The sequence below is a fragment of the Roseateles noduli genome, assembly GCF_050626985.1.
GTDB lineage: Bacteria > Pseudomonadota > Gammaproteobacteria > Burkholderiales > Burkholderiaceae_C > Roseateles > Roseateles noduli_A.
Map to the genome: position 1 here is coordinate 3952061 of NZ_CP192463.1, position 18037 is coordinate 3970097.

The following is an 18037-nucleotide window of genomic DNA, read 5'->3' on the forward strand; positions in this document are numbered from 1 at the left end:
CAACGAAAAAGGCCGGCTTTCGCCGGCCTTCGCGTTGCTGGGCGTGCGACCGGGAGGCCGCTCGCCCGGCATCACGTCCGCGTCATCGTCGCCTTCAGCACGCTGCTGAGGAAGTCCAGGCTTTCCGCCAGGTGGGCGCGGGTCTCGATCGAGCCCTTGCCCTGCGCGGCGCGCAGGTCGCTCTGCAGCTGCACGGCGTGCAGGCGCAGCACCGCGTAGGCATCGGCGAACTGGCCCGACGCCGCGCCGCTCTTCGTCAGGTTGGCCTGGATGCGGCGCAGGTACTCGCGCTGCAGGTTGCGGCGCAGCGGATCGATCTCCGCGCCGGTCTTGAGTTCGCTCCAGATCGAGGCCTGCAGCGTGCCGTAGACCTCGCCGATCGTGATCAGGCCCTTGCGCTGCGACACCGGCACGTAGGCCGGCAGCTCCATCAGGCGGATCGCCGTCTGCGCCTGCAGCAGGCGGTCCAGCGACCCCAGCTGCACCCGCGCCACCGCCGCCGGGATGTTCACGAAGCCCGCGCGCATGAACTCGACATAGTCGGTCGTGATCGAGGTCAGGAACTCCGGCTTGAAGCGGAAGCTGTCGGCGCTGAAGATGCCCTGCGCCAGGAAGCGCAGCGCCTCGCGCTGCTTGGCCGGATCGACCGGCCGCATCGCCGCGACCGACGCGCCCGGCACGTCACGGTGCGTGTACATGCCGCCGACGTACTTGCCCACCAGGTCCGACGCGCGCGCCAGCTGGTTGAAGCCGCTGGCCAGTTGCCGGCGCTGGCGCAGCGGATCATCGCCCGCTTCAGGCGTCCGGTTCTGCACGCGCGTCCACAGCTCCTGCGTCAGCTTCAGGCGCTTGCGGAAGTAGGCCATCGGGTCGTCGCCGAGGTCGAAGCGGTTGATCGTCGGATCCATGCCGTCGAACGGGCCGAAGCCGCCGGCGTCGGTGTCGTCCGCGTACGCATGACCCGGCAGCGTGTTCTGCGCGGCGACGCGCTTGAGCTCAGCCTCTTCCTGCTCCTTGGGCACCTGCTTGTAGGCGTACTCGATCGCCCAGTAGTCGTAGGTGCCCAGCGTCGTGTTGTTGTAGGTGGTCGGCGCCTCGCCCTCCAGCGGGATGTTGTAGGCGTTGTAGTCCATCACCGAGGCCGACAGGCCGTTGGCGTCGGTCCAGGCCTTGTCCTTCAGTTGCGCCTGCGTCACCTGCGTCGAAGCCTTGAAGTTGTGCTTCAGGCCGAGCGTGTGACCCACCTCATGCATGATCACGTCCTTGATCCGGGCCTGGATGAAGGCGTCGGCTTCGGGGCTGTCCGGTGCGATGTCGCCGCGGGCCTCGAGCACGTCCAGCGCGAAGTCCATCTCCGCCGCCGCATCGTGCGCGTAGGTGCAGTAGGTCGCGTTGCGACCCTCGCGCCAGCCCTGGTTCAGCGCGGCCAGCGCCTGCGCCTCTTCCGCCAGCGTCGACACCTGGCCGCCGGCCATGCCGCGCGGCGCGTCTTCCGCGATGAAGGCGCGGCCGCCGCGGGCGAACACGTCGCTCATGCCGATGTCGGCGTCCAGGATCTCGCCGGTACGCGGGTCCAGATGGCTCGGGCCGATCGCGAAGCCCACGTCGGAGCCGACGAACCAACGGATCGACGCGTGCGACGCGTCCATGTTGTCCCAGTCCGCGTCATCGGGCTGCTGCTTGGCCACGACCGCGTTCTTGAAGCCGATCTTCTCGAAGGCCTTGTTCCATTCCAGGATGCCGGCCTCGACCGCGGGGCGGTACTTCGGCGGAATGTTCTTGTCCATCCAGTAGGTGATCGGCTGCACCGGCTCGGACAAGGCCGCCGCCGGGTCCTTCTTCTCCAGGCGCCAGCGCGCGATGTAGTGGACGCGCGGATTGGGTTTGGCGTCGTCGCTCAGGTCGGTGAAGGACTCGGTGAAATGACCCAGTCGGCCGTCGGCGCGGCGAGTGGCCATCTTCTCTTCCGGCAGCGCGCGGAAGTTGTAGACGAAGCCCATGAACATCGAGCGCGGATCCGGCAGCGCCTGCGGCGGCGTCGGCACCGGCACGGGCGGAGCCACCAGCGGCGGCGCGGGGATGCGCGGCGTGAAGTAGTGGACCTTGGCGTTCAGCGTCGTGAGCTGCGCGTCGGCACGCGTCTGCTCGAAGTACGAGTTGCCGCGGTCGACGTTGTAAGGCAGCCGGTAGGCCATTTCCAGGCGCGTGGACATGCCGGGGATGTCGCTCAGCAGCAGGCCGGCGTCGACCAGGAAGGCCTTGCGTTCGGGGTGGTCCGCGCTGGCGACCGGACCGGCGGCGATCAGGCTGGGCGAGAACGCCTCCTCGCCGGCGCGCTTGCCGCCGCCCTCGGCGCGGAACGCCGTGTTCAACGCGATCAGCTGGATCGAATTGCCGACGCGGCGCCACTCGGCCAGGATCTCCGGGCCCATCTGGCTGGCGTAGAAACCGCGCTCGCCGATCGAGCTCGTGATGTTGATGGTGAACAGGAAGGGCTTGTTCAGCATCGCCCGCGGGATCTCGAGCCAGACCTTCTCGTCCTTGCGCAGGATCGGGAAGAGACCGTCGTCGCGCTTGGTGTCGCGGCTGACTTCGGCGAACGGCTTCGGCGCGGTCGGATCGGCGGCGGGACGCGGCGCCGTCATCGGCGCCGAAGCGCCCGGCTGACCCGGGGCTCCCGAGGCGGCGCTGGCCGGCGGCTGGGCCGTCTGCGCGGTCGGCGCGGTGGTGGAGGTGCCGGCCGGGCCGGTCGTGGCGCAGGCGGTGAGCAGCAGCGCCGCGGCGGCGATGGCCGTCAGCTGGATCGTGTCCCTGTGGATCATGGATCGATGTGGTCGTGGGTCCGTCCTGGAGGGGCCGGACCGTGTTGAGAAAGCGGGCGTTGCGGTCGTTGCGCCGCATGGGCCCCGGTGAAGCGGGCAATGTGCGGGGCGGGGGCCCGCGCGTCAATGCGCACTAACGAGCGCGCAGCCCCTGCGAATCGCGCGTGTGGCGATGATCGCCCACGTCGACGTCCGCCCACCCGTGCCGGAAGTGACCCGGCCACCCGGCGCGGGGGGTGCCGCCTACACTGCCCCGCCATGAGTCCCCCGTCCTCCGCTGCGGCCGCGCAGCCCTCCCCCACCGAGCCCACCGTCGCCCGTCGCACCCACCTCCTCTACCTGCACGGGTTCCGCTCGTCGCCCCGTTCGGCGAAGGCCTTGCGGATGGCGCGATGGACGGCGGAACACCGTCCGGACCTGGTCTTCGCCTGCCCGCAGCTGCCGCCGTCGCCGCGCGAGGCGATGGCGCTCGTCGACACGCTGATCCGCGACTGGCCGCGCGACACGATGGCCGTGATGGGAAGTTCGCTCGGCGGGTTCTACGCCACCTGGGTCGCGCAGCACACCGGCGCGCGGACCGTGCTGCTGAATCCGGCTGTGGATCCGGCCCGGGACCTCGCCCACTACATCGGCGAACAGACCTGCTGGCAGAACCCGGAGGAGCGCTTCTTCTTCCGGCCCGAGTTCGTCGACGAACTCGTCGCGCTGAATGCCGGCGCGCTGGCGCATCCCGACCGGATGCTCGCGGTGATCGCCAAGGGCGACGAAGTGCTCGACTGGCGCGAGATGCACGCGCGCTACGCGTCCTGCCGGATCAAGCTGCTCGAAGGCAGCGACCATGGCCTGGCCGACTTCGACGACTACCTGGACGAACTGACCGCGTTCCTCGATCTCTGAGCCGCGATCGCCGGTGCGTCAGCGCAGCTGCAGCAGGACGCTCCAGTGCTGCTGGTTGAGATCGGACTTCTCGCAGGTGGCGTCCTCGGCGCAGGGGCTGCCGGGACGCGGCCGGTTCGTCGGCGCGCTCGCGTAGTGGCGACGGGACAGCAGGCCCGCCTCGTTGACCATCAGCTGGCGACGGGTCACGGCTTGCAGAACGTTGCCGCCGATCGATTCGATCTTCAGCGCGCGGCGGTCGACCGACACCACGACATCGCAGTGCGACTTGGTGCGGTTGTCGATGCGATCCGCCAGGGCCTGCCAATCCGCGAAGGTATCGAGCACCGGCCGGCCGCGCGAGTAGCAGATCAGGTCGCCGACGCGCGGCGCGGTGCGCCGGATGTCGCAGGCGCGGAAGGCGTAGCCCGGCGTCTCGCGCAGCGCGCCACCGATGTAGACGGCGTGGGCGCCGGAGAAATGGAAGGCCTGGTCGCTCAGCCCCGCCTCGTGCATCACGAACGAGATGAACGCGCCCGACCACGGCGAATCGGAGATGGCGGTCCGCACGAGCGCCTCGCGCATCTGCTCCGCCTGCGGCGCGTCTGCCGGCACGGCGGCGAGCAGCGGGCCCAGCGCGTCGACGCGACTCCTGCCGGCCGACATCGGATCGTCGAGCAGGTCCGGCGCCCACTTGAGGTCGCGCTGGCCGAGGAGGCCGGGGCGGTGCTGGTCCAGCGTCTGCCAGTAGTGCCACACACGTCGCCACGCGTAGCGGTCGGCGGGCGGCGCGACATCGCCATCGGCGGCGCGCAGCGGCTCGGTCTCCGTCTCCACCGAGCCGAACTTCCACAGATGTCCCCGCGCATCGATGCGATGGCCGTTGAAGCGCTGGTACTCCTGCATCGCGATCGACGCGATGCGCGCACCGACTTCGGGGGCGGGACCGGGGGCGTCGCACGACTGCGCGGCGGCGAGCGCGGGAACCAACGCCGTTGCCGTCGCGAGCGCGGCGTGGACAAGGGATCGAAGCAGCGGAAGGGTCATGGCGGCGCGGCGGCGTGAAGTCGCGCGCATTGTGGGAGCGCCCCGGGACCGTCGGTCATGCCAATCGGCGCGACAGTCATTCCCGGCGGCTATCGCCGGTCTCGCCTGCGCACACGTCCCGACGGGACATGCCGTCGCCGCTACTTCCTCCGGCCCGTCGCCTTCAGCAGCAGCAAGGTCACCAGGCCGGTGAGCAGCACGATCAATCCGACGACGACCCAGAACCCGTGCGGATGCTCGAGCAGCGGCAGACCGCCGACGTTCATGCCGAACAGGCCGCTGATCAGGTTGATCGGCAGCGCCAGCACGGTGACCATCGTCAGCACATACAGCGTCTGGTTGTTCTCCTGCGCGACACGTGCCGAGGTCTCGTCCTGCACCGCGCGGATCCGCTCCTGCAGCGCCTGGATGTCGCGCAGCACCAGCGCGAATTCCTCGCTGGCCTGCTGCAGCTGCTGCTTGTCGCGTTCGGCGACCCACTCCGGCGGATTCGACAGCATGCGCAGCAGCGCGCTCGGCTCCGGCGCCAGCAACCGCTGCAGGCGCACCATCAGCCGCCTCAGCGCGGCGACCTCGGAACCGTGGCCGGCATGACGCCCGGCGAGCAGCGCATCCTCGATGTCGTCGACCCGTTCGGTGGCCTGGCGCACGATGCGCTGGAGCTCGTCGGCCTGGTCGCGCAACAGGTGGTCGAGCAGCGCGACGCTGGACCTCGGCCGGTCGCCGCGCTTGATCGCCATCCGCAGCCGATCCACCGAGCGCAGCGGCGCGCGCCGCACGCTCAGCACCAGGTGCTCGCTGACCTGCATCCACAGCGTCGAGACATCGCCCACGTCGAAGGCGAAATCGAAGGTCACGTCGTTGAGCACGGCGAACAGGTGGTCGCCGACGCGCTCGATCCGCGACGAACGCGAGCCCTGCTGCTGTGCCTCGTCGAAGCTCTCGGCCAGCGCGGCATTGCGGCGCAGCCAGGGCAGCGCGCCCGCATGCGCCAGGTTCAGGTGCAGCCAGAGATAGCCGCCGTCCGGCTGGGAAAGCCGGGCCTGGGCTTGGGCCAGCGTCGGCAGTGCCTCGGTCGGCCGGTCCGGATGGATCCAGAAACCGCAGATCAAGCCGTGCTCGTCTCCGCCATATGGGCCGGCATAGTGGCCGGTCAGTCCCCCCGGGAGCTGCGTCGTGTCATTCATCGCCATCGGCGGATGGTAGACGCGCGATCGCCTCTCCCATGCGGACCCGCTGCCCGGCCTGCAAGCCCGCCAACAGATGCACGCCCGGCGGCAGGAACACGATGATCGTCGAGCCCTGCTCGAACCAGCCCATCTCCTCGCCCCGCGCGTGATCGTGGCCCACCTCGAAGCGATGCGGACCGGGATGGTCCGGGCGCAGCGTCAGGTCCAGCGCATGCAGCCGCAGGCTGGCGACCAAGATGGCCGCCACCGGCACCAGCGCGATCGGCGTGCCGTCGGGCAGCGTGCATTCGACGGCGGCGCGGACGTTGCGGCAGAACAGCCGCTCGACGCGCTTGAGCGCGATCGGATTGACGTTCCAGGTGTCGCCGGCGATGTGCGTGACGCGCTGGATGCGCAGGTCGGCCGGCGCGTGGAAGCGGTGATACATCGCCGAGGTCAGCCGCAGCGTCACATAGGTGCCGTTGAGATACGGGGCGGCGCGCGTGGCGTCGCCGAACAGGTCGGCGATGCGGTAATCCATGCCCTTGGCCTGCAGGGCCATCCCGCGCGTGACCGGGCCGTGCGCCCCGACGATGGCGTCGCAGGGGCTCACGATCGTCGCCGGCGCCGGATCGACCGGCCGCCGTCCCGGCTTCAGCCGACGTGTGAACACGTCCCGCAGCGAGCGGTAGCCGTGGGCGGGCGGCTCGGCCTCGCTCAGGTCGAGGTCGGTGAACATCCGCCAGACCGCGACGCTGAAACGCGTCAGCGCCGGGCTGTCGATCCGGGCGTACCGGCCCATGAAGCGGGTCAGCGCCAGGCGGGGTACCCGGTTGGTGAGGAGGAAGTTGAGGGACTCCTGCTGGGTCAGACGGTCGCGAAAGCGGGCCAGTTTCATTGACATGTCAATTCCGTCGGATACACCCCGGTAATTTGCCAACGCTGTGTGACAGCTGAACGAGGCTCCGGAGGCCCATGCCCATGTCGACGACGTTCTTCACCTTTGACCTGTTGCCCGTCGCCGCGGCGGCGGCGGGACTGTTGGCGCTGTACTACGCGCCGACCGGCTGGCGACGCCTGCAGCTCTCCCGCGCGAAGCATCCGTCGCTGGCGGGTCACTCGCGCATGGCGGTGCGGCTGGCGCGGCTGATGCCGACGCAGCGCTTCGACGATGCGCACTTCTTCAATGCGGACGACGCGCCGGCCGACATCGTCGCGACGCGGCGGTCCAGCTTCGCCGCGCTGTCGCACACGCTGAAGACGCGCCACGCGCGCAGCATCGCCGCGACGCAGTCGATGAAGCCGTCACTCCCCGACCTGCAGTTCACCAGCAGCTACCGGGTACCGCCGTCGTTCAGCCCGCTCGTGCAGCGCGAGCTGCCGCTGGGGCCGGTGATGGTCGCCAGCGACGGTCACTGGCTGACCGACTTCGACGGCGAGCGCTTCATCGACCTGGCCGGGAGCTACGGCGTGAACCTGTTCGGCTACGCGTTCTATCAGCGCTGCATCGCCGAGGGCGCGGCGCGCGTGGACGCGCTGGGACCGGTGCTCGGCGTCTATCACCCGCTGGTCGAGGACAACGTGCGCCGCATCCTGTCGCACGCGCGGATGGACCAGCTGTCCTTCCACATGTCCGGCACCGAGGCGGTGATGCAGGCGGTGCGGCTGGCGCGGTACCACACGGGGAAAACGCACCTGGTGCGCTTCTGCGGCGCGTACCACGGCTGGTGGGACGAGGCGCAGCCGGGCCCCGGCAATCCCTTGCCCGCCGAGCGCACCTACACGCTGCGCGACATGCATGAACGCAGCCTGCAGGTGCTGCGCACGCGGCGCGACATCGCCTGCGTGCTGGTGAATCCGCTGCAGGCGCTGCATCCCAACAAGCCGGCGCCGGGCGACGGCTCGCTGGTCGACAGCTCCCGCCGCGCGTCCTACGACAAGGCCGCCTATGCCGCCTGGCTGCGCGAGCTGCGGCAGGTCTGCACCGAGCGCGGCATCGCGCTGATCTTCGACGAGGTGTTCATGGGCTTCCGCCTCGGCGCAGGCGGCGCGCAGGCCTACTTCGGCGTGCAGGCGGACCTGGTGACCTACGGCAAGACGCTGGGCGGCGGCCTGCCGGTCGGCGTGGTCTGCGGCCGCGCGGCGTGGATGAAGCGCTTCCGCGACGAACGTCCCGCCGATGTCTGCTTCGCACGCGGCACCTTCAACACGCATCCGTACGTGATGGGCGCGATGTCGGTGTTCCTCGACGCGCTGGAGGACCCCGACCGCCTGCGTCAGCTCGATGAACAGGACGAGCAGCAGGATGGCCGGCGCGCCCGCTTGAACGCAGCGCTCGAGGCAGAACAGCTGCCGCTGCGCGCGGCCAACATGTCGTCGATCTGGACGCTCTATTACACGGAGCCCTCGCGCTACAACTGGATGTTGCAGTACTTCCTGCGCGAGCAAGGCCTGGCACTGAGCTGGGTGGGCACGGGCCGGCTGATCTTCAGCCTGGACTTCAGCGACGCGGACTTCGACGAAGTCCAGCGCCGCATCGTCGCCGCGGCCCGCGCGATGCGCGACGGCGGCTGGTGGAGCAACCCGGCGCTGCCGACCAACAAGGCGATCAAGCGCCGGCTGCTGATGGAGACGTTGGGTCTTCACAACTGACGATCACGGCGAGTCAGCCATCGACTGGGGGCTGCAGGCATCCCCCGCGAATCCCCCATGACTCCCCAATGACTCCCCACAAAGCGGGGCGCCTCGACATTCATTGACGAATGTCAGAGCGCCCCGTTGTCCTGGGCGCCGCGCGATTCCTAGACTGCTCCGCCTTGCATGCGCATTTGCGTGTGCCATTGGGAGTTGTCACATGTATTCCGCCTTCTGCGTTGCCAACGCATTCATCGGGCGCGCGCTCGACGGTCGTCTGCGCGAGCTGAACTCGATGAAGCTTCAGAAGCTCATGTTCTTCGCGCAGGCCTGGCGTCTGAAGAAGAAGGGCATCCCGCTTTTCCAGGACACCTTTCTCCGCGGCGCGACTGGCCCGGTGCTTCCTTCCATCGCCTTTCAGCTGACGGCATATGGGTCAGGGCGCATCGGCCAATTCGTGACCACACTCACGGCGCACGACGATCCGGAGCGATGGAACGAGCCCTACTTGCCTCCGGAAGATCGATCCTCCTGGGATCTGATCGACGCCATCATCTACACCCACGGGAAGAAGTCTCCGACTGCGCTGTCCGACCTCACGCATCTGCCGCTCTCTGCCTGGTCCGCCGCTCCCGCTGACGGAAGCCCCATCCTGAACAGGACAATTCAGGAGGACCCGACGATCCAGGTCGGAGAGTTCGAATGAACGAGCGCGACGAGCCGCGAATCCATGACGCGCGAGCAGCGGGTACAGACTCGGAATTCGAAAGGCATGCAGAACGCATCGCCAACAGTCGCGCCAATCGTCACCTTCGACAGATCTACGCCGCCAAGGCTTACGGCCTGGCCGCAGGATGCATCGGCTTGTGGGCTGCCCTTCTCGCGGTTCAGGGTGGCACCAAGGCTGCGACGGGCATCGACCTCTGGTCCGACCAGGTCCTCATCGCCGTCACCACCGGCGTCACCGTCAGCGTGCTGGCGGCGTTCCTGGGGGTGATCCGAGGGCTGTTTCCGGGGAAGGACGAGCGCGCTCCCGCGCCTCCTTGACCACCTCCTCGATCGCCTTCACGACGACCTCCGGCTTGTCCCGCTGGATGTAGTGACCCGATCCCTCGACCGGCTGAAGTTCCTTGCCGCCGACCAGCGGCAGCCAGTTCGGCTCCAGGTTGTGCACCATCGTCTCGAACCCGCTCGCCATTTCCGTCTGCGAATAGACCGTGCGCGTCAGCACCCGCACCGGCACGTTCGGCCGCGGCTTCTGCCACAGCGTGTCGATGCAGTCCTGCTGCTGCAGGAACTCCGCCTGCATCATGCCCCGGAAGACCCGCCGGCTCATGCTGTCCAGCATGTTGGCCATCACCGGCACCTCGACCTGCATGCGTCGCAGGTGCAGCGGATGCGTCGCATCGACGAGCACGATGCCCGCCACCTCGTCCGGATACAGCCGCGAGAACGCGTACTGGTACAGCCCGCCGATCGAATGGCCGACCAGCACGTACGGCGGCTTGATGCCGGCGCTCTGCAGCAGTCCGTGCAGTTCGGTCGCGATCCCGCAGGGATTGCGCGGCACCGGCGGCGTGGCCGTGCTGTCGCCATAGCCGGGGCGGTCGTAGGCGAACACGCTGTGGTCGGCGCGCAGCTCGTTCAGCACCGTCGCCCACGGATCGCGGCCATCGCCGAGACCCGATTGCAGGACGACCGTCGGCTCGCCGTGACCCACCTTCGTGAAGACGATCGGACCGCCCGTGACCCGCTGGTTGCCGGTGTTCGGCATCGGACTGGCGCAGCCGGCCAGCACGGCGGCCGCGGTCGCAAGGACCACCGCCAACGACATCGGCGCCCGAAGGCGCCGTTCAACTCCAGACATGCGGGAACTCCTTCTTCCGGCGAACCGGCCGGTCCCGCACCTGTGCGCGATCCCCGCGAGGAGGATCGCGGCACGTGTCATCCCTGGTGGATCAGGCCGCCTGTTCGCCGTTCCCGGCATTGTGCCCATCGTCGCGCGGCCACAACGCCGGATCCAGCCGCTCACCGCGCAACAGTTGCAACGGTGCCCGGTGGTAGAGCTGGATGTCGTGGAAGGGGTCCGTGATGATCTTCGTCGCCCAGGCCAGACCGGTGCGCAGATCGCGGATCACCGCCAGCTGCAGCACGCGGAACACCAGACCGCCGACGCCCAGCCAGAACCACACGAGGCCGAGCTGATGCAGGTACTCGGTGAAGCTGGCCGCCGGCGCGAACAGGCCGAACAGGCCCGGCTGCAGCCACAGCGCGACCGGCGAGGCGGCCCACAGCGCCATCAGCACGACCTTGCGGCGCAGGTTGTAGCCGATCTTGATCTCTTCCTTGTGCTCGTGCGTCGCCTGGTTGACGTGGTCGTAGCCCTTAGGCTCGAAGAAGAAGTGCCCGGCCTGGCGGCTGGTCATCGACACGCCCCACGCCAGCAGCGCCGACCACGCGGGATCGACCAGCAGCAGCCCGTAGGCGACCACGAAGCAGCAGGCGCTCAGCAGATGCAGCGACTGGTTGATGCGGCAATGGTGGTAGTAGCGGTGGTCGTCCCAACGCTGTTCATTCAGAAGTGCCAGAAAGTCCTTCATGGGGGCCTCGTCCTTGAAATGAGCGGTGAGCGTGACGCCGGTCGATGTCAGTGCCGTGATGGCCCGGTGATGCATCGATGACGGACGCGTGGCGACTGTGTCGATCAGCCGTGTCAGGCGCGTGACGGCCGGCACCGTCACAGAACTGTTGCGTTCGCCGCCCATCATGCGCGCCATGACGACACCGCCGATCGAACTCGAAGTCGACGAGCTCCCCACGCGTCAGCGGCATTTCCGCGTCGCGGTCGTGACGGAGACCTATCCGCCCGAGGTCAACGGCGTGGCGCGCAGCATTGCCTGCGTCGTCCAGGGCCTTCAGGCCCGCGACCACGCGGTGCAGTTGCTGCGCCCCCGACAGGCGCCCGCCGGCACGCCGCCGGCGCCCGACGCGCCCGTCGACGAGGTGCTGATGCGCGGCCTGGCCGTGCCGCGCTACCCGCACCTTCGCATGGGCGTCGTGTCCAAGCGCACGCTGGTCAACCTGTGGGCCAGCAAGCGCCCCGACATCGTCCACATCGCGACCGAAGGCCCGATGGGCTGGTCCGCGCTCCAGGCCGCGCGGCAGCTCAAGCTGCCCGTGGTGTCGGAGTTCCGCACCAACTTCCACGCCTACGCCCAGCATTACGGCATCGGCTGGCTGCGCCGGCCGCTGCTCGCCTATCTGCGCAAGTTCCACAACCGCTGCCACTCGACGATGGTGCCCAACGCCGCCCTCGCCGGCGAACTGATGGCGCAGGGCTTCCGCCACGTCAGCGTCATCGCGCGCGGCGTCGACACTCAGCTCTTCCACCCCTCGCGCCGCAGCGACGCGCTGCGCGACAGCTGGGGCGCAGCGCCCGGCGATCCCGTGGTGCTGCATGTCGGCCGGCTCGCCGCGGAGAAGAATCTCCAGTTGCTCGTCGATCTCTGGCCGGCAGTCCGCCAGCGCCATCCGCGCGCGCGGCTCGTGCTGGTCGGCGACGGACCGGCGCGCGCCGACTTCCAGCAACTCCTGCCGCCGTCGACCAACGTCGTCTTCGCCGGCATGAAGCACGGTGAGGACCTCGCCGCCTGCTACGCCAGCGGCGACCTGTTCGCCTTCCCCAGCATCACCGAGACCTACGGCAACGTCACGCCAGAGGCGCTGGCGAGCGGCCTGCCGGTGATGGCCTACCAGTACGCCGCGGCGGCACTGCTCGTGCGCGACGGCATCAACGGCGGGCTTGCGCCGTTCAACGATCCGACCAGCTTCCAGGCGCGCACGCTGGCCCTGCTGGACGACCTGCCGAGGCTCCGCGCCATGAGCCTCGCGGCGCGCGGCAGCGCGGAATCGCTCGACTGGGACGGCATCGTTCAGGGCATCGAGCAGGTCTACGCCTCCGCCATCGACGGCACTTCCGTGGCGCTGCGCGCCGGCTCCCACCTCTCTGGTCTCGAAGCCCGCGCGCACTGAACCGCTCGCTGCTGACGAAGAGCGCCCGGGGTCGGCGGCGTTGTCCGCCTTCCCCATCTGACTGGGCGCCGTCTGTTTGAGCAGAGCGAACCGCAGGTGAGCGTCGCGAGTTGGCGCCCCAAGGCGGACGACGCCGCCGGCCCCGGGCGCTCTTCGTCCCGCTCCACCGACTCAACCGGCGATCCCACCTTCCACAACGTCGGCGGACAGTGTTTCACGCCGCGCACGACGGCGGATCATCAAGATCAGCACGCCCGTGAACACGACGACGCCGAGTCCGCTCATCAGCCAGACCAGTGGTACGCCCATGGCCTGCAGCAGTGCGTAGACGCCGAGCATCAGGAGGATGCTCAGGTTCTCGTTGAACCCTTGCACGGCGATCGACCGGCCGGCGCTCAGGATCTGCACGCCGCGGTGCTGCAGCAGTGCATTCATCGGCACGACCATGGCTCCCCCGACCGCGCCGACCATCACCATCGCCGGCAAGGCCCAACCCAAGGAAGTCACCCACGGCGTCGCCAGCATCAGCGCGCCCAGCATCAGTCCCAGCGGCATCACCCGCAACGAGTGGTGCAGCGCGATCCATCGTCCCGCAAGACCTGCCCCCGCGACGACGCCGATCGCCACCGTCGCCTGCAGGTAGGCGCCCTGGTTGAGCCGCAAGCCCAGCACGTCCTGCGCCCATTGGAGGACCGCCAGTTGCAGCGTCGCACCCGCGCCCCAGAACAGCGTCGTCATCGACAGCGACAGCCGCCCGCCCAAGCGATCGCGCCACAAGGCCCGGTTCGAGGTCCGGAAATCACGCAGGATCTCGCGCAGGCGGCGTGGCGGCTTCGGATAGACGATGCCGCTCTCCGGCACCCGGAGCTGCAGCACCGCGGCCAGCGCGTAGACCCCGAGAAGCGCGCAGAGCGACGCCGTCAGCGGCCGGGCGACGCCCAGTTCCCCGATCGCCGCCATCCACCACGGACTGACCAGCAGCCCGCCCACCATCGTGCCCAGCAGCACGGAGCACACGACCGAGACCTCGATCCAGCCGTTCGCCGCCACGAGCCGCGTCGGCGGCACGATCTCGGTGATCAATCCATACTTCGCCGGCGCGTAGCAGGCGGCGGCGGTGCCGACGATTCCGAACGCGAGCAGCGGATCCAGCCCCGCCGCCATCGCGCCGACGCCGATCGCCTTCAGGCCATTCATGCAGGTCATCAGCGCGACCTTGGGCCAGGCGTCCGCGATCAGCCCGACCACGGGCGCCAGCCCCACATAGGCCAGCGTGAAGCACAGCTTCAGCAGCGGCGCCCACCAGACGGGCTGCCCCATCTCGCGCAGCAGCGCGATGCCGACGATCAGAAGCGCGTTGTCGGCCAGGGCGGAAAAGAACTGGGCGGCGATGAGGGTGTGGAAGCGTGGGGGCATGGGCGCGCGGAGTGCGCGGCGAGTCTGCGTCGGTGGCGTGACCGCGTGTTGACAACGAATTGACACGCCCCCCACACGCACCCACCCGGCACCCCCTCCACGATCAGCGACAATCCGCCCTCTATGTTTGCCCTGTTCGAAGACGCCGGAAAATTCCTCGCCGGCCGCATCCTGTCCGAAGCCGATTCCTCGATGCAGATCGAGCTCGAATCCGGAAAGCGCGTCAAAGTGAAGACCGCCCATGTCCTGCTCAAGTTCGACAAGCCCTCCCCGGCCGAACTGATCGCGGACGGACAGCGTCTGGCCGAGGAGATCGACCTCGATCTGGCCTGGGAGTTCGCGCCGGAAGGCGAGTTCGGTTTCGCCGACCTCGCCCGCGACTACTTCGACGCCAAGTCCACGCTGGCCCAGCAGGCTGGGGCGCTGTTCCGGCTGTTCGAGGCGCCGCACTACTTCCGCCGCATGGGCAAGGGCCAGTTCAAGAAGGCGCCGGCCGAGACCGTCAAGGCCGCCCTGCTCGGCATCGAGCGCAAGAAGCAGATCGCCGCGCAGATCGAGCAGTGGGCCGCCGAGCTGGCCGAGGGCCAATGCCCGGCGCCGATCGCCGACCAGATCTACAAGATCCTGTTCCGCCCCGACAAGAACGGCCCGGAGTACAAGGCCGTCGTCGAGGCCGCCAAGCGCAGCCACAAGGCGCCGCTGGACCTGCTCAAGGACGCCGGCGCGATTGCCAGCCCCTACCAGTTCCACTGGAAGCGCTTCCTCTTCGAGCATTTCCCGAAGGGCACGAACTTCCCCGCGCTGTCCGCGCCCGAGATCAAGGACACGCTGCCGCTCGCCCCGGTCCGCGCCTTCTCGATCGACGACTCGGCCACGACCGAGATCGACGACGCGCTGTCCGTCCAGGGCCTGGGCACCGGCACGGTGATCTTCGGCGTGCACATCGCCGCGCCAGGTCTTGCCATCCAGCCGGACTCGCCGGTCGACAAGGTCGCCCGCGAGCGCTTCTCCACCGTCTACATGCCGGGCTGGAAGCTGACGATGCTGCCGGACGACGTCGTCCAGGCCTACACGCTGATCGAGGGCCGTGACTGCCCCGCCGTCAGCATCTACCTGACGATGGACGAGGCGACGCTGGAGATCACCGCGCGTGAGACCAGGCTCGACCGCGTGCCGATCGCGGCCAACCTGCGCCACGACAAGCTCGACGACGTCATCACCGACGCGACGCTGACCGGCGACGCGCCGGCCGACTACGACTTCGCGCCGGAACTGGCCTTCGCCTACCGGCTGGCCAAGGACCTCAAGGCCAAGCGCGAGGTCGTGCGCGGCAAGCCCGAGACCTTCAACCGGCCCGACTACAACTTCCGCCTCGACAACGAGGGGGTCGAACCCGCCGGCGCCGAGCAGGTCAGCATCACGACGCGCAAGCGCGGCACCGCGCTGGACCTGATCGTGGCCGAGGCGATGATCCTGGCCAACTCCAGCTGGGGCGGCTTCCTCGCCGAGTGCGGCGTGCCCGGCATCTACCGCAGCCAGGCCAGCCTCGCCCCCGGCATCAAGGTCCGCATGGGCACCAAGCCCGCGCCGCACGCCGGCATGGGCGTCGCGCAGTACACCTGGGCGACGTCGCCGCTGCGGCGTTATGTCGACCTGGTGAACCAGTGGCAGATCATCGCGTGCGCCCGCCACGGCAAGACGGCCGCGCTGGCCGCGCCGTTCAAGCCGAAGGACGCGCAGCTGTTCTCGGTCATCTCGGGCTTCGACGCCGCGTACAGCGCCTACAACGGTTTCCAGTCCGGCATCGAGCGCTACTGGACGCTGCGGTATCTGCAGCAGCAGGGCATCACCGAACTGACCGCGTCCGTGCTGAAGGACGGCCTGGTCCGCGCCGACGAGCTGCCGCTGGTGTTCCGCGCGCTCGGCTGCGAAAGCCTGCCGCGCAATGCGCACGTGAAGGTGCGCATCACCGGACTCGATGAGCTGACGCTGGACCTGCACGCCAACCTGGTCGAACGCCTCGACGCCGAGGCCGCACCGGCCCAGGCCGACGAAGGCGCCGACGAGGACGAGGAACCCAGCGGCGTGCTGACGCTGGCGATCGACGTCAACGACGACGGCACCGACACCGCGAAGAGCGCAGACGGCGCGGCGCCGAACTCGTCCGCGCCCGCCGCTTCCTGATCCTTCCATTTCAAGATGCCCAAGCTCAGCCTTTTGCACTACGCGCTGATCGCCTCGGCCGGGGTGCACCTGGGCCTGGGAACGTTGAAGCTGGTCGCGCCGGAACAGTTCGACCGGATCTTCCAGGACGAGCCGCTCGAGGTGATCCTCGTCAACGCGCGCGGCCAGGAAGCGCCGTCCAAGGCCCAGGCGCTCGCGCAGGCCAACCTGACCGGCGGCGGCGAAATGTCCGCCAACGTGCGGGCGACCTCGCCGCTGGCGCCCTCGCCGATCGAGGAAACCGGCGACAGCATCGAGCTCCAGAAGAGCCAGATCCAGCAGTTGCAGCAGGCACAGGAGCAGCTGCTGACCGTGCTGCGCCGGCAGTTGGCCATGCTGCCGCCGCCGGATCCCGCGCGGGAGAAAAGCACCGCCGAGGGCCGCCAGATCGCCGAACACCGCCGGCAGCTGGTCCAGACGCTGGCGGAGATCGAGAAGCGCGTGAACACCGAGAACGCGCGGCCGAAGAAGCGCTACGTCAGCCCCGCCACGCGCGAGACCGTCCACGCGCTCTATTACGACCAGTTGCGTCGTCGGATCGAGGCGCGCGGCACGCGCGACTTCCCCAGCTACCAGGGTCGCAAGCTCTACGGCGAGCTCACGATGAACATCCAGGTCGACTACCGCGGTCGCGTCGTCGAGACGGAGATCGTCCAGGGCTCGGGCAACGCGGTGCTGGACCGCCGCGCCGTCGCCATCGTGCGGGCGAGCGGGCCGTTCGGGCAGTTCACGTCGGAGATGCGGCGCGGCGCGGAGGTCCTCGTGATGACCTTCCGTTTCCGGTTCAACCGCGATGAAAGCGTGGAGACGACGCTCAGCTCCCAACCGTCCTGAGCGTCAACACGTCGGTCGTCCTGTTTCCATGGAACTGTCATGAGCGTTGATCCATCCGCATCGACTTCCGGCCCGGCCTCCGATCCGACTTCCCCTGAGAGCGCCGGCGTCGACCGCTACGTGGTCGCCGGCAATCCGGTGGCGCACAGCCGTTCCCCCGAGATCCATGCCACCTTCGCCGCGCAGACCGGCCAGTCGCTGGTCTATGAGCGGCTGCTCTGCCCGCTCGCGGGTTTCGAGGCGTCGATCCGTGCGTTCGTCGCCGCCGGCGGTCGCGGCTGCAATGTCACCGTGCCGTTCAAGTTCGAGGCCTTCCGGTTGGCCGCACGCAGGACGCCGCGCGCGCAACTGGCCGGCGCGGTCAACACCTTCCGCTTCGACGATGCATCGGCGGGCGGCTGGCTCGGCGACAACACCGACGGCGCCGGTCTCCTCGCCGACATCGAGCGCAATGCCGCGCGTCCGCTGCACGGTCAGCGCGTGCTGCTGATCGGCGCCGGCGGCGCGTCGGCGGGCGTGCTCGGCAGTCTGATCACCGGGCGACCGGCGGAGATCCGCATCGTCAACCGCAACGCCGACAAGGCCCTGGCGCTCGCCGACAGCCATCGCGCCTGGGCCGCGGAGCACGGCGTGCGCCTGAGCGCCGGGGGCCTCGACGATGCCGCGCCCGACGGCCGGCACGACGTGCTGATCAATGGCACCAGCGCCTCGCTCAGCGGCGCCGGCCTCCCGTTGCCCGATCCGGAGGCGTTGGTGCTCGCGCGCGGCGGTCTGGCCGTCGACATGATGTATGGCCCGTCCGCGATGCCGTTCCTGACCTGGGCGGCCGATCAAGCGGGTCCCGGCGGCGCGACGCGCGACGGCCTGGGCATGCTGGTCGAGCAGGCTGCCGAAGCCTTCCTCCTCTGGCGCGGCGTGCGCCCCGACAGCGCGACCGTGCTCGCCGACCTCCGCCAGCGGCTGGTCGCCCACTGAGGCCTCGAG

Annotated in this window: 15 protein-coding genes; 8 read left to right on the forward strand and 7 right to left on the reverse strand. The window is 69.1% G+C overall.

The window, feature by feature from the left end:
- Nucleotides 1–71 precede the first annotated feature (71 nt).
- A complete protein-coding gene (locus ACQ4L4_RS17285; RefSeq protein WP_431100155.1) occupies nt 72–2822 on the reverse strand; it encodes a zinc-dependent metalloprotease in 2751 nt (916 codons plus the stop codon).
- Between the two features lie 258 nt (nt 2823–3080).
- On the opposite strand from ACQ4L4_RS17285, the gene ACQ4L4_RS17290 reads away from it, so the two are divergent.
- Entirely contained in the window at nt 3081–3719 is a 639-nt protein-coding gene (locus ACQ4L4_RS17290) for a YqiA/YcfP family alpha/beta fold hydrolase (RefSeq protein WP_431100156.1), read from the forward strand.
- Nucleotides 3720–3737: 18 nt separating this feature from the next.
- Here the strand turns inward: ACQ4L4_RS17290 and ACQ4L4_RS17295 are convergent, their stop codons facing one another.
- The 3 genes from ACQ4L4_RS17295 to asd form a co-directional block, all read right to left on the reverse strand.
- Nucleotides 3738–4745: a DUF2272 domain-containing protein gene (locus ACQ4L4_RS17295; RefSeq protein ID WP_431100157.1), complete on the reverse strand. Its 1008-nt coding sequence runs from the start codon at nt 4743–4745 to the stop codon at nt 3738–3740.
- A 140-nt stretch (nt 4746–4885) separates the two neighbouring features.
- Entirely contained in the window at nt 4886–5938 is a 1053-nt protein-coding gene (locus ACQ4L4_RS17300) for a transporter (RefSeq protein WP_431100158.1), read from the reverse strand.
- On the reverse strand, nt 5925–6818 hold the full coding sequence (asd, locus tag ACQ4L4_RS17305; RefSeq protein ID WP_431100159.1) for an archaetidylserine decarboxylase: 894 nt from the start codon (nt 6816–6818) through the stop codon (nt 5925–5927). The genes ACQ4L4_RS17300 and asd overlap by 14 nt, the downstream gene beginning before the upstream one ends.
- A 77-nt stretch (nt 6819–6895) precedes the next feature.
- Here asd and ACQ4L4_RS17310 point away from each other — a divergent pair, with 77 nt between their 5' ends.
- The 3 genes from ACQ4L4_RS17310 (at nt 6896) to ACQ4L4_RS17320 (ending at nt 9595) form a co-directional block, all read left to right on the forward strand.
- A complete protein-coding gene (locus ACQ4L4_RS17310; RefSeq protein ID WP_431100160.1) occupies nt 6896–8566 on the forward strand; it encodes an aminotransferase class III-fold pyridoxal phosphate-dependent enzyme in 1671 nt (556 codons plus the stop codon).
- Between the two features lie 202 nt (nt 8567–8768).
- Nucleotides 8769–9254, forward strand: a complete 486-nt coding sequence (locus ACQ4L4_RS17315) for a Panacea domain-containing protein (protein WP_431100161.1) — start codon at nt 8769–8771, stop codon at nt 9252–9254.
- Nucleotides 9251–9595, forward strand: a complete 345-nt coding sequence (locus ACQ4L4_RS17320) for a hypothetical protein (protein WP_431100162.1) — start codon at nt 9251–9253, stop codon at nt 9593–9595. The genes ACQ4L4_RS17315 and ACQ4L4_RS17320 overlap by 4 nt, the downstream gene beginning before the upstream one ends.
- Here the strand turns inward: ACQ4L4_RS17320 and ACQ4L4_RS17325 are convergent.
- Together ACQ4L4_RS17325 and ACQ4L4_RS17330 are read right to left on the reverse strand one after the other, a co-directional pair.
- Complete coding sequence (locus tag ACQ4L4_RS17325) at nt 9516–10415, reverse strand: alpha/beta fold hydrolase (RefSeq protein WP_431100163.1); 900 nt, start codon at nt 10413–10415, stop codon at nt 9516–9518. The two genes, ACQ4L4_RS17320 and ACQ4L4_RS17325, sit on opposite strands and share 80 nt — an antisense overlap.
- Nucleotides 10416–10506: 91 nt before the next feature.
- Nucleotides 10507–11325: a hypothetical protein gene (locus ACQ4L4_RS17330; RefSeq protein ID WP_431100164.1), complete on the reverse strand. Its 819-nt coding sequence runs from the start codon at nt 11323–11325 to the stop codon at nt 10507–10509.
- On the opposite strand from ACQ4L4_RS17330, the gene ACQ4L4_RS17335 reads away from it, so the two are divergent.
- Nucleotides 11324–12580, forward strand: a complete 1257-nt coding sequence (locus ACQ4L4_RS17335) for a glycosyltransferase family 4 protein (protein ID WP_431100165.1) — start codon at nt 11324–11326, stop codon at nt 12578–12580. The two genes, ACQ4L4_RS17330 and ACQ4L4_RS17335, sit on opposite strands and share 2 nt — an antisense overlap.
- A gap of 171 nt (nt 12581–12751) precedes the next feature.
- Here ACQ4L4_RS17335 and lplT read toward each other — a convergent pair whose 3' ends face one another.
- Complete coding sequence (gene lplT, locus ACQ4L4_RS17340; protein WP_431100166.1) at nt 12752–13996, reverse strand: lysophospholipid transporter LplT; 1245 nt, start codon at nt 13994–13996, stop codon at nt 12752–12754.
- 123 nt (nt 13997–14119) lie between these two features.
- On the opposite strand from lplT, the gene ACQ4L4_RS17345 reads away from it, so the two are divergent.
- The 3 genes from ACQ4L4_RS17345 to aroE are packed head-to-tail and all read left to right on the forward strand — an operon-like array spanning nt 14120 to nt 18028.
- Entirely contained in the window at nt 14120–16180 is a 2061-nt protein-coding gene (locus tag ACQ4L4_RS17345; protein ID WP_431100167.1) for a ribonuclease catalytic domain-containing protein, read from the forward strand.
- Between the two features lie 15 nt (nt 16181–16195).
- The gene (locus ACQ4L4_RS17350; protein ID WP_431100168.1) at nt 16196–17053 is read left to right on the forward strand and encodes an energy transducer TonB; all 858 of its coding nucleotides are present in this window, start codon (nt 16196–16198) and stop codon (nt 17051–17053) included.
- A 39-nt stretch (nt 17054–17092) separates the two neighbouring features.
- Nucleotides 17093–18028, forward strand: a complete 936-nt coding sequence (gene aroE / locus ACQ4L4_RS17355; RefSeq protein ID WP_431100169.1) for a shikimate dehydrogenase — start codon at nt 17093–17095, stop codon at nt 18026–18028.
- Nucleotides 18029–18037: the final 9 nt, after the last annotated feature.

Bases quoted from the DNA above. Each gene is read 5' to 3' on its own strand.
- aroE (WP_431100169.1), top strand. From the start codon at position 17,093: ATGAGCGTTGATCCATCCGCATCGACTTCCGGCCCGGCCTCCGATCCG.
- ACQ4L4_RS17320 (WP_431100162.1), top strand. From the start codon at position 9,251: ATGAACGAGCGCGACGAGCCGCGAATCCATGACGCGCGAGCAGCGGGT.
- ACQ4L4_RS17350 (WP_431100168.1), top strand. From the start codon at position 16,196: ATGCCCAAGCTCAGCCTTTTGCACTACGCGCTGATCGCCTCGGCCGGG.
- ACQ4L4_RS17325 (WP_431100163.1), bottom strand. From the start codon at position 10,415: ATGTCTGGAGTTGAACGGCGCCTTCGGGCGCCGATGTCGTTGGCGGTG.
- ACQ4L4_RS17285 (WP_431100155.1), bottom strand. From the start codon at position 2,822: ATGATCCACAGGGACACGATCCAGCTGACGGCCATCGCCGCCGCGGCG.
- ACQ4L4_RS17315 (WP_431100161.1), top strand. From the start codon at position 8,769: ATGTATTCCGCCTTCTGCGTTGCCAACGCATTCATCGGGCGCGCGCTC.
- ACQ4L4_RS17345 (WP_431100167.1), top strand. From the start codon at position 14,120: ATGTTTGCCCTGTTCGAAGACGCCGGAAAATTCCTCGCCGGCCGCATC.
- ACQ4L4_RS17310 (WP_431100160.1), top strand. From the start codon at position 6,896: ATGTCGACGACGTTCTTCACCTTTGACCTGTTGCCCGTCGCCGCGGCG.
- ACQ4L4_RS17300 (WP_431100158.1), bottom strand. From the start codon at position 5,938: ATGGCGATGAATGACACGACGCAGCTCCCGGGGGGACTGACCGGCCAC.
- ACQ4L4_RS17335 (WP_431100165.1), top strand. From the start codon at position 11,324: ATGACGACACCGCCGATCGAACTCGAAGTCGACGAGCTCCCCACGCGT.
- ACQ4L4_RS17290 (WP_431100156.1), top strand. From the start codon at position 3,081: ATGAGTCCCCCGTCCTCCGCTGCGGCCGCGCAGCCCTCCCCCACCGAG.
- ACQ4L4_RS17330 (WP_431100164.1), bottom strand. From the start codon at position 11,325: ATGGCGCGCATGATGGGCGGCGAACGCAACAGTTCTGTGACGGTGCCG.
- asd (WP_431100159.1), bottom strand. From the start codon at position 6,818: ATGTCAATGAAACTGGCCCGCTTTCGCGACCGTCTGACCCAGCAGGAG.
- ACQ4L4_RS17295 (WP_431100157.1), bottom strand. From the start codon at position 4,745: ATGACCCTTCCGCTGCTTCGATCCCTTGTCCACGCCGCGCTCGCGACG.
- lplT (WP_431100166.1), bottom strand. From the start codon at position 13,996: ATGCCCCCACGCTTCCACACCCTCATCGCCGCCCAGTTCTTTTCCGCC.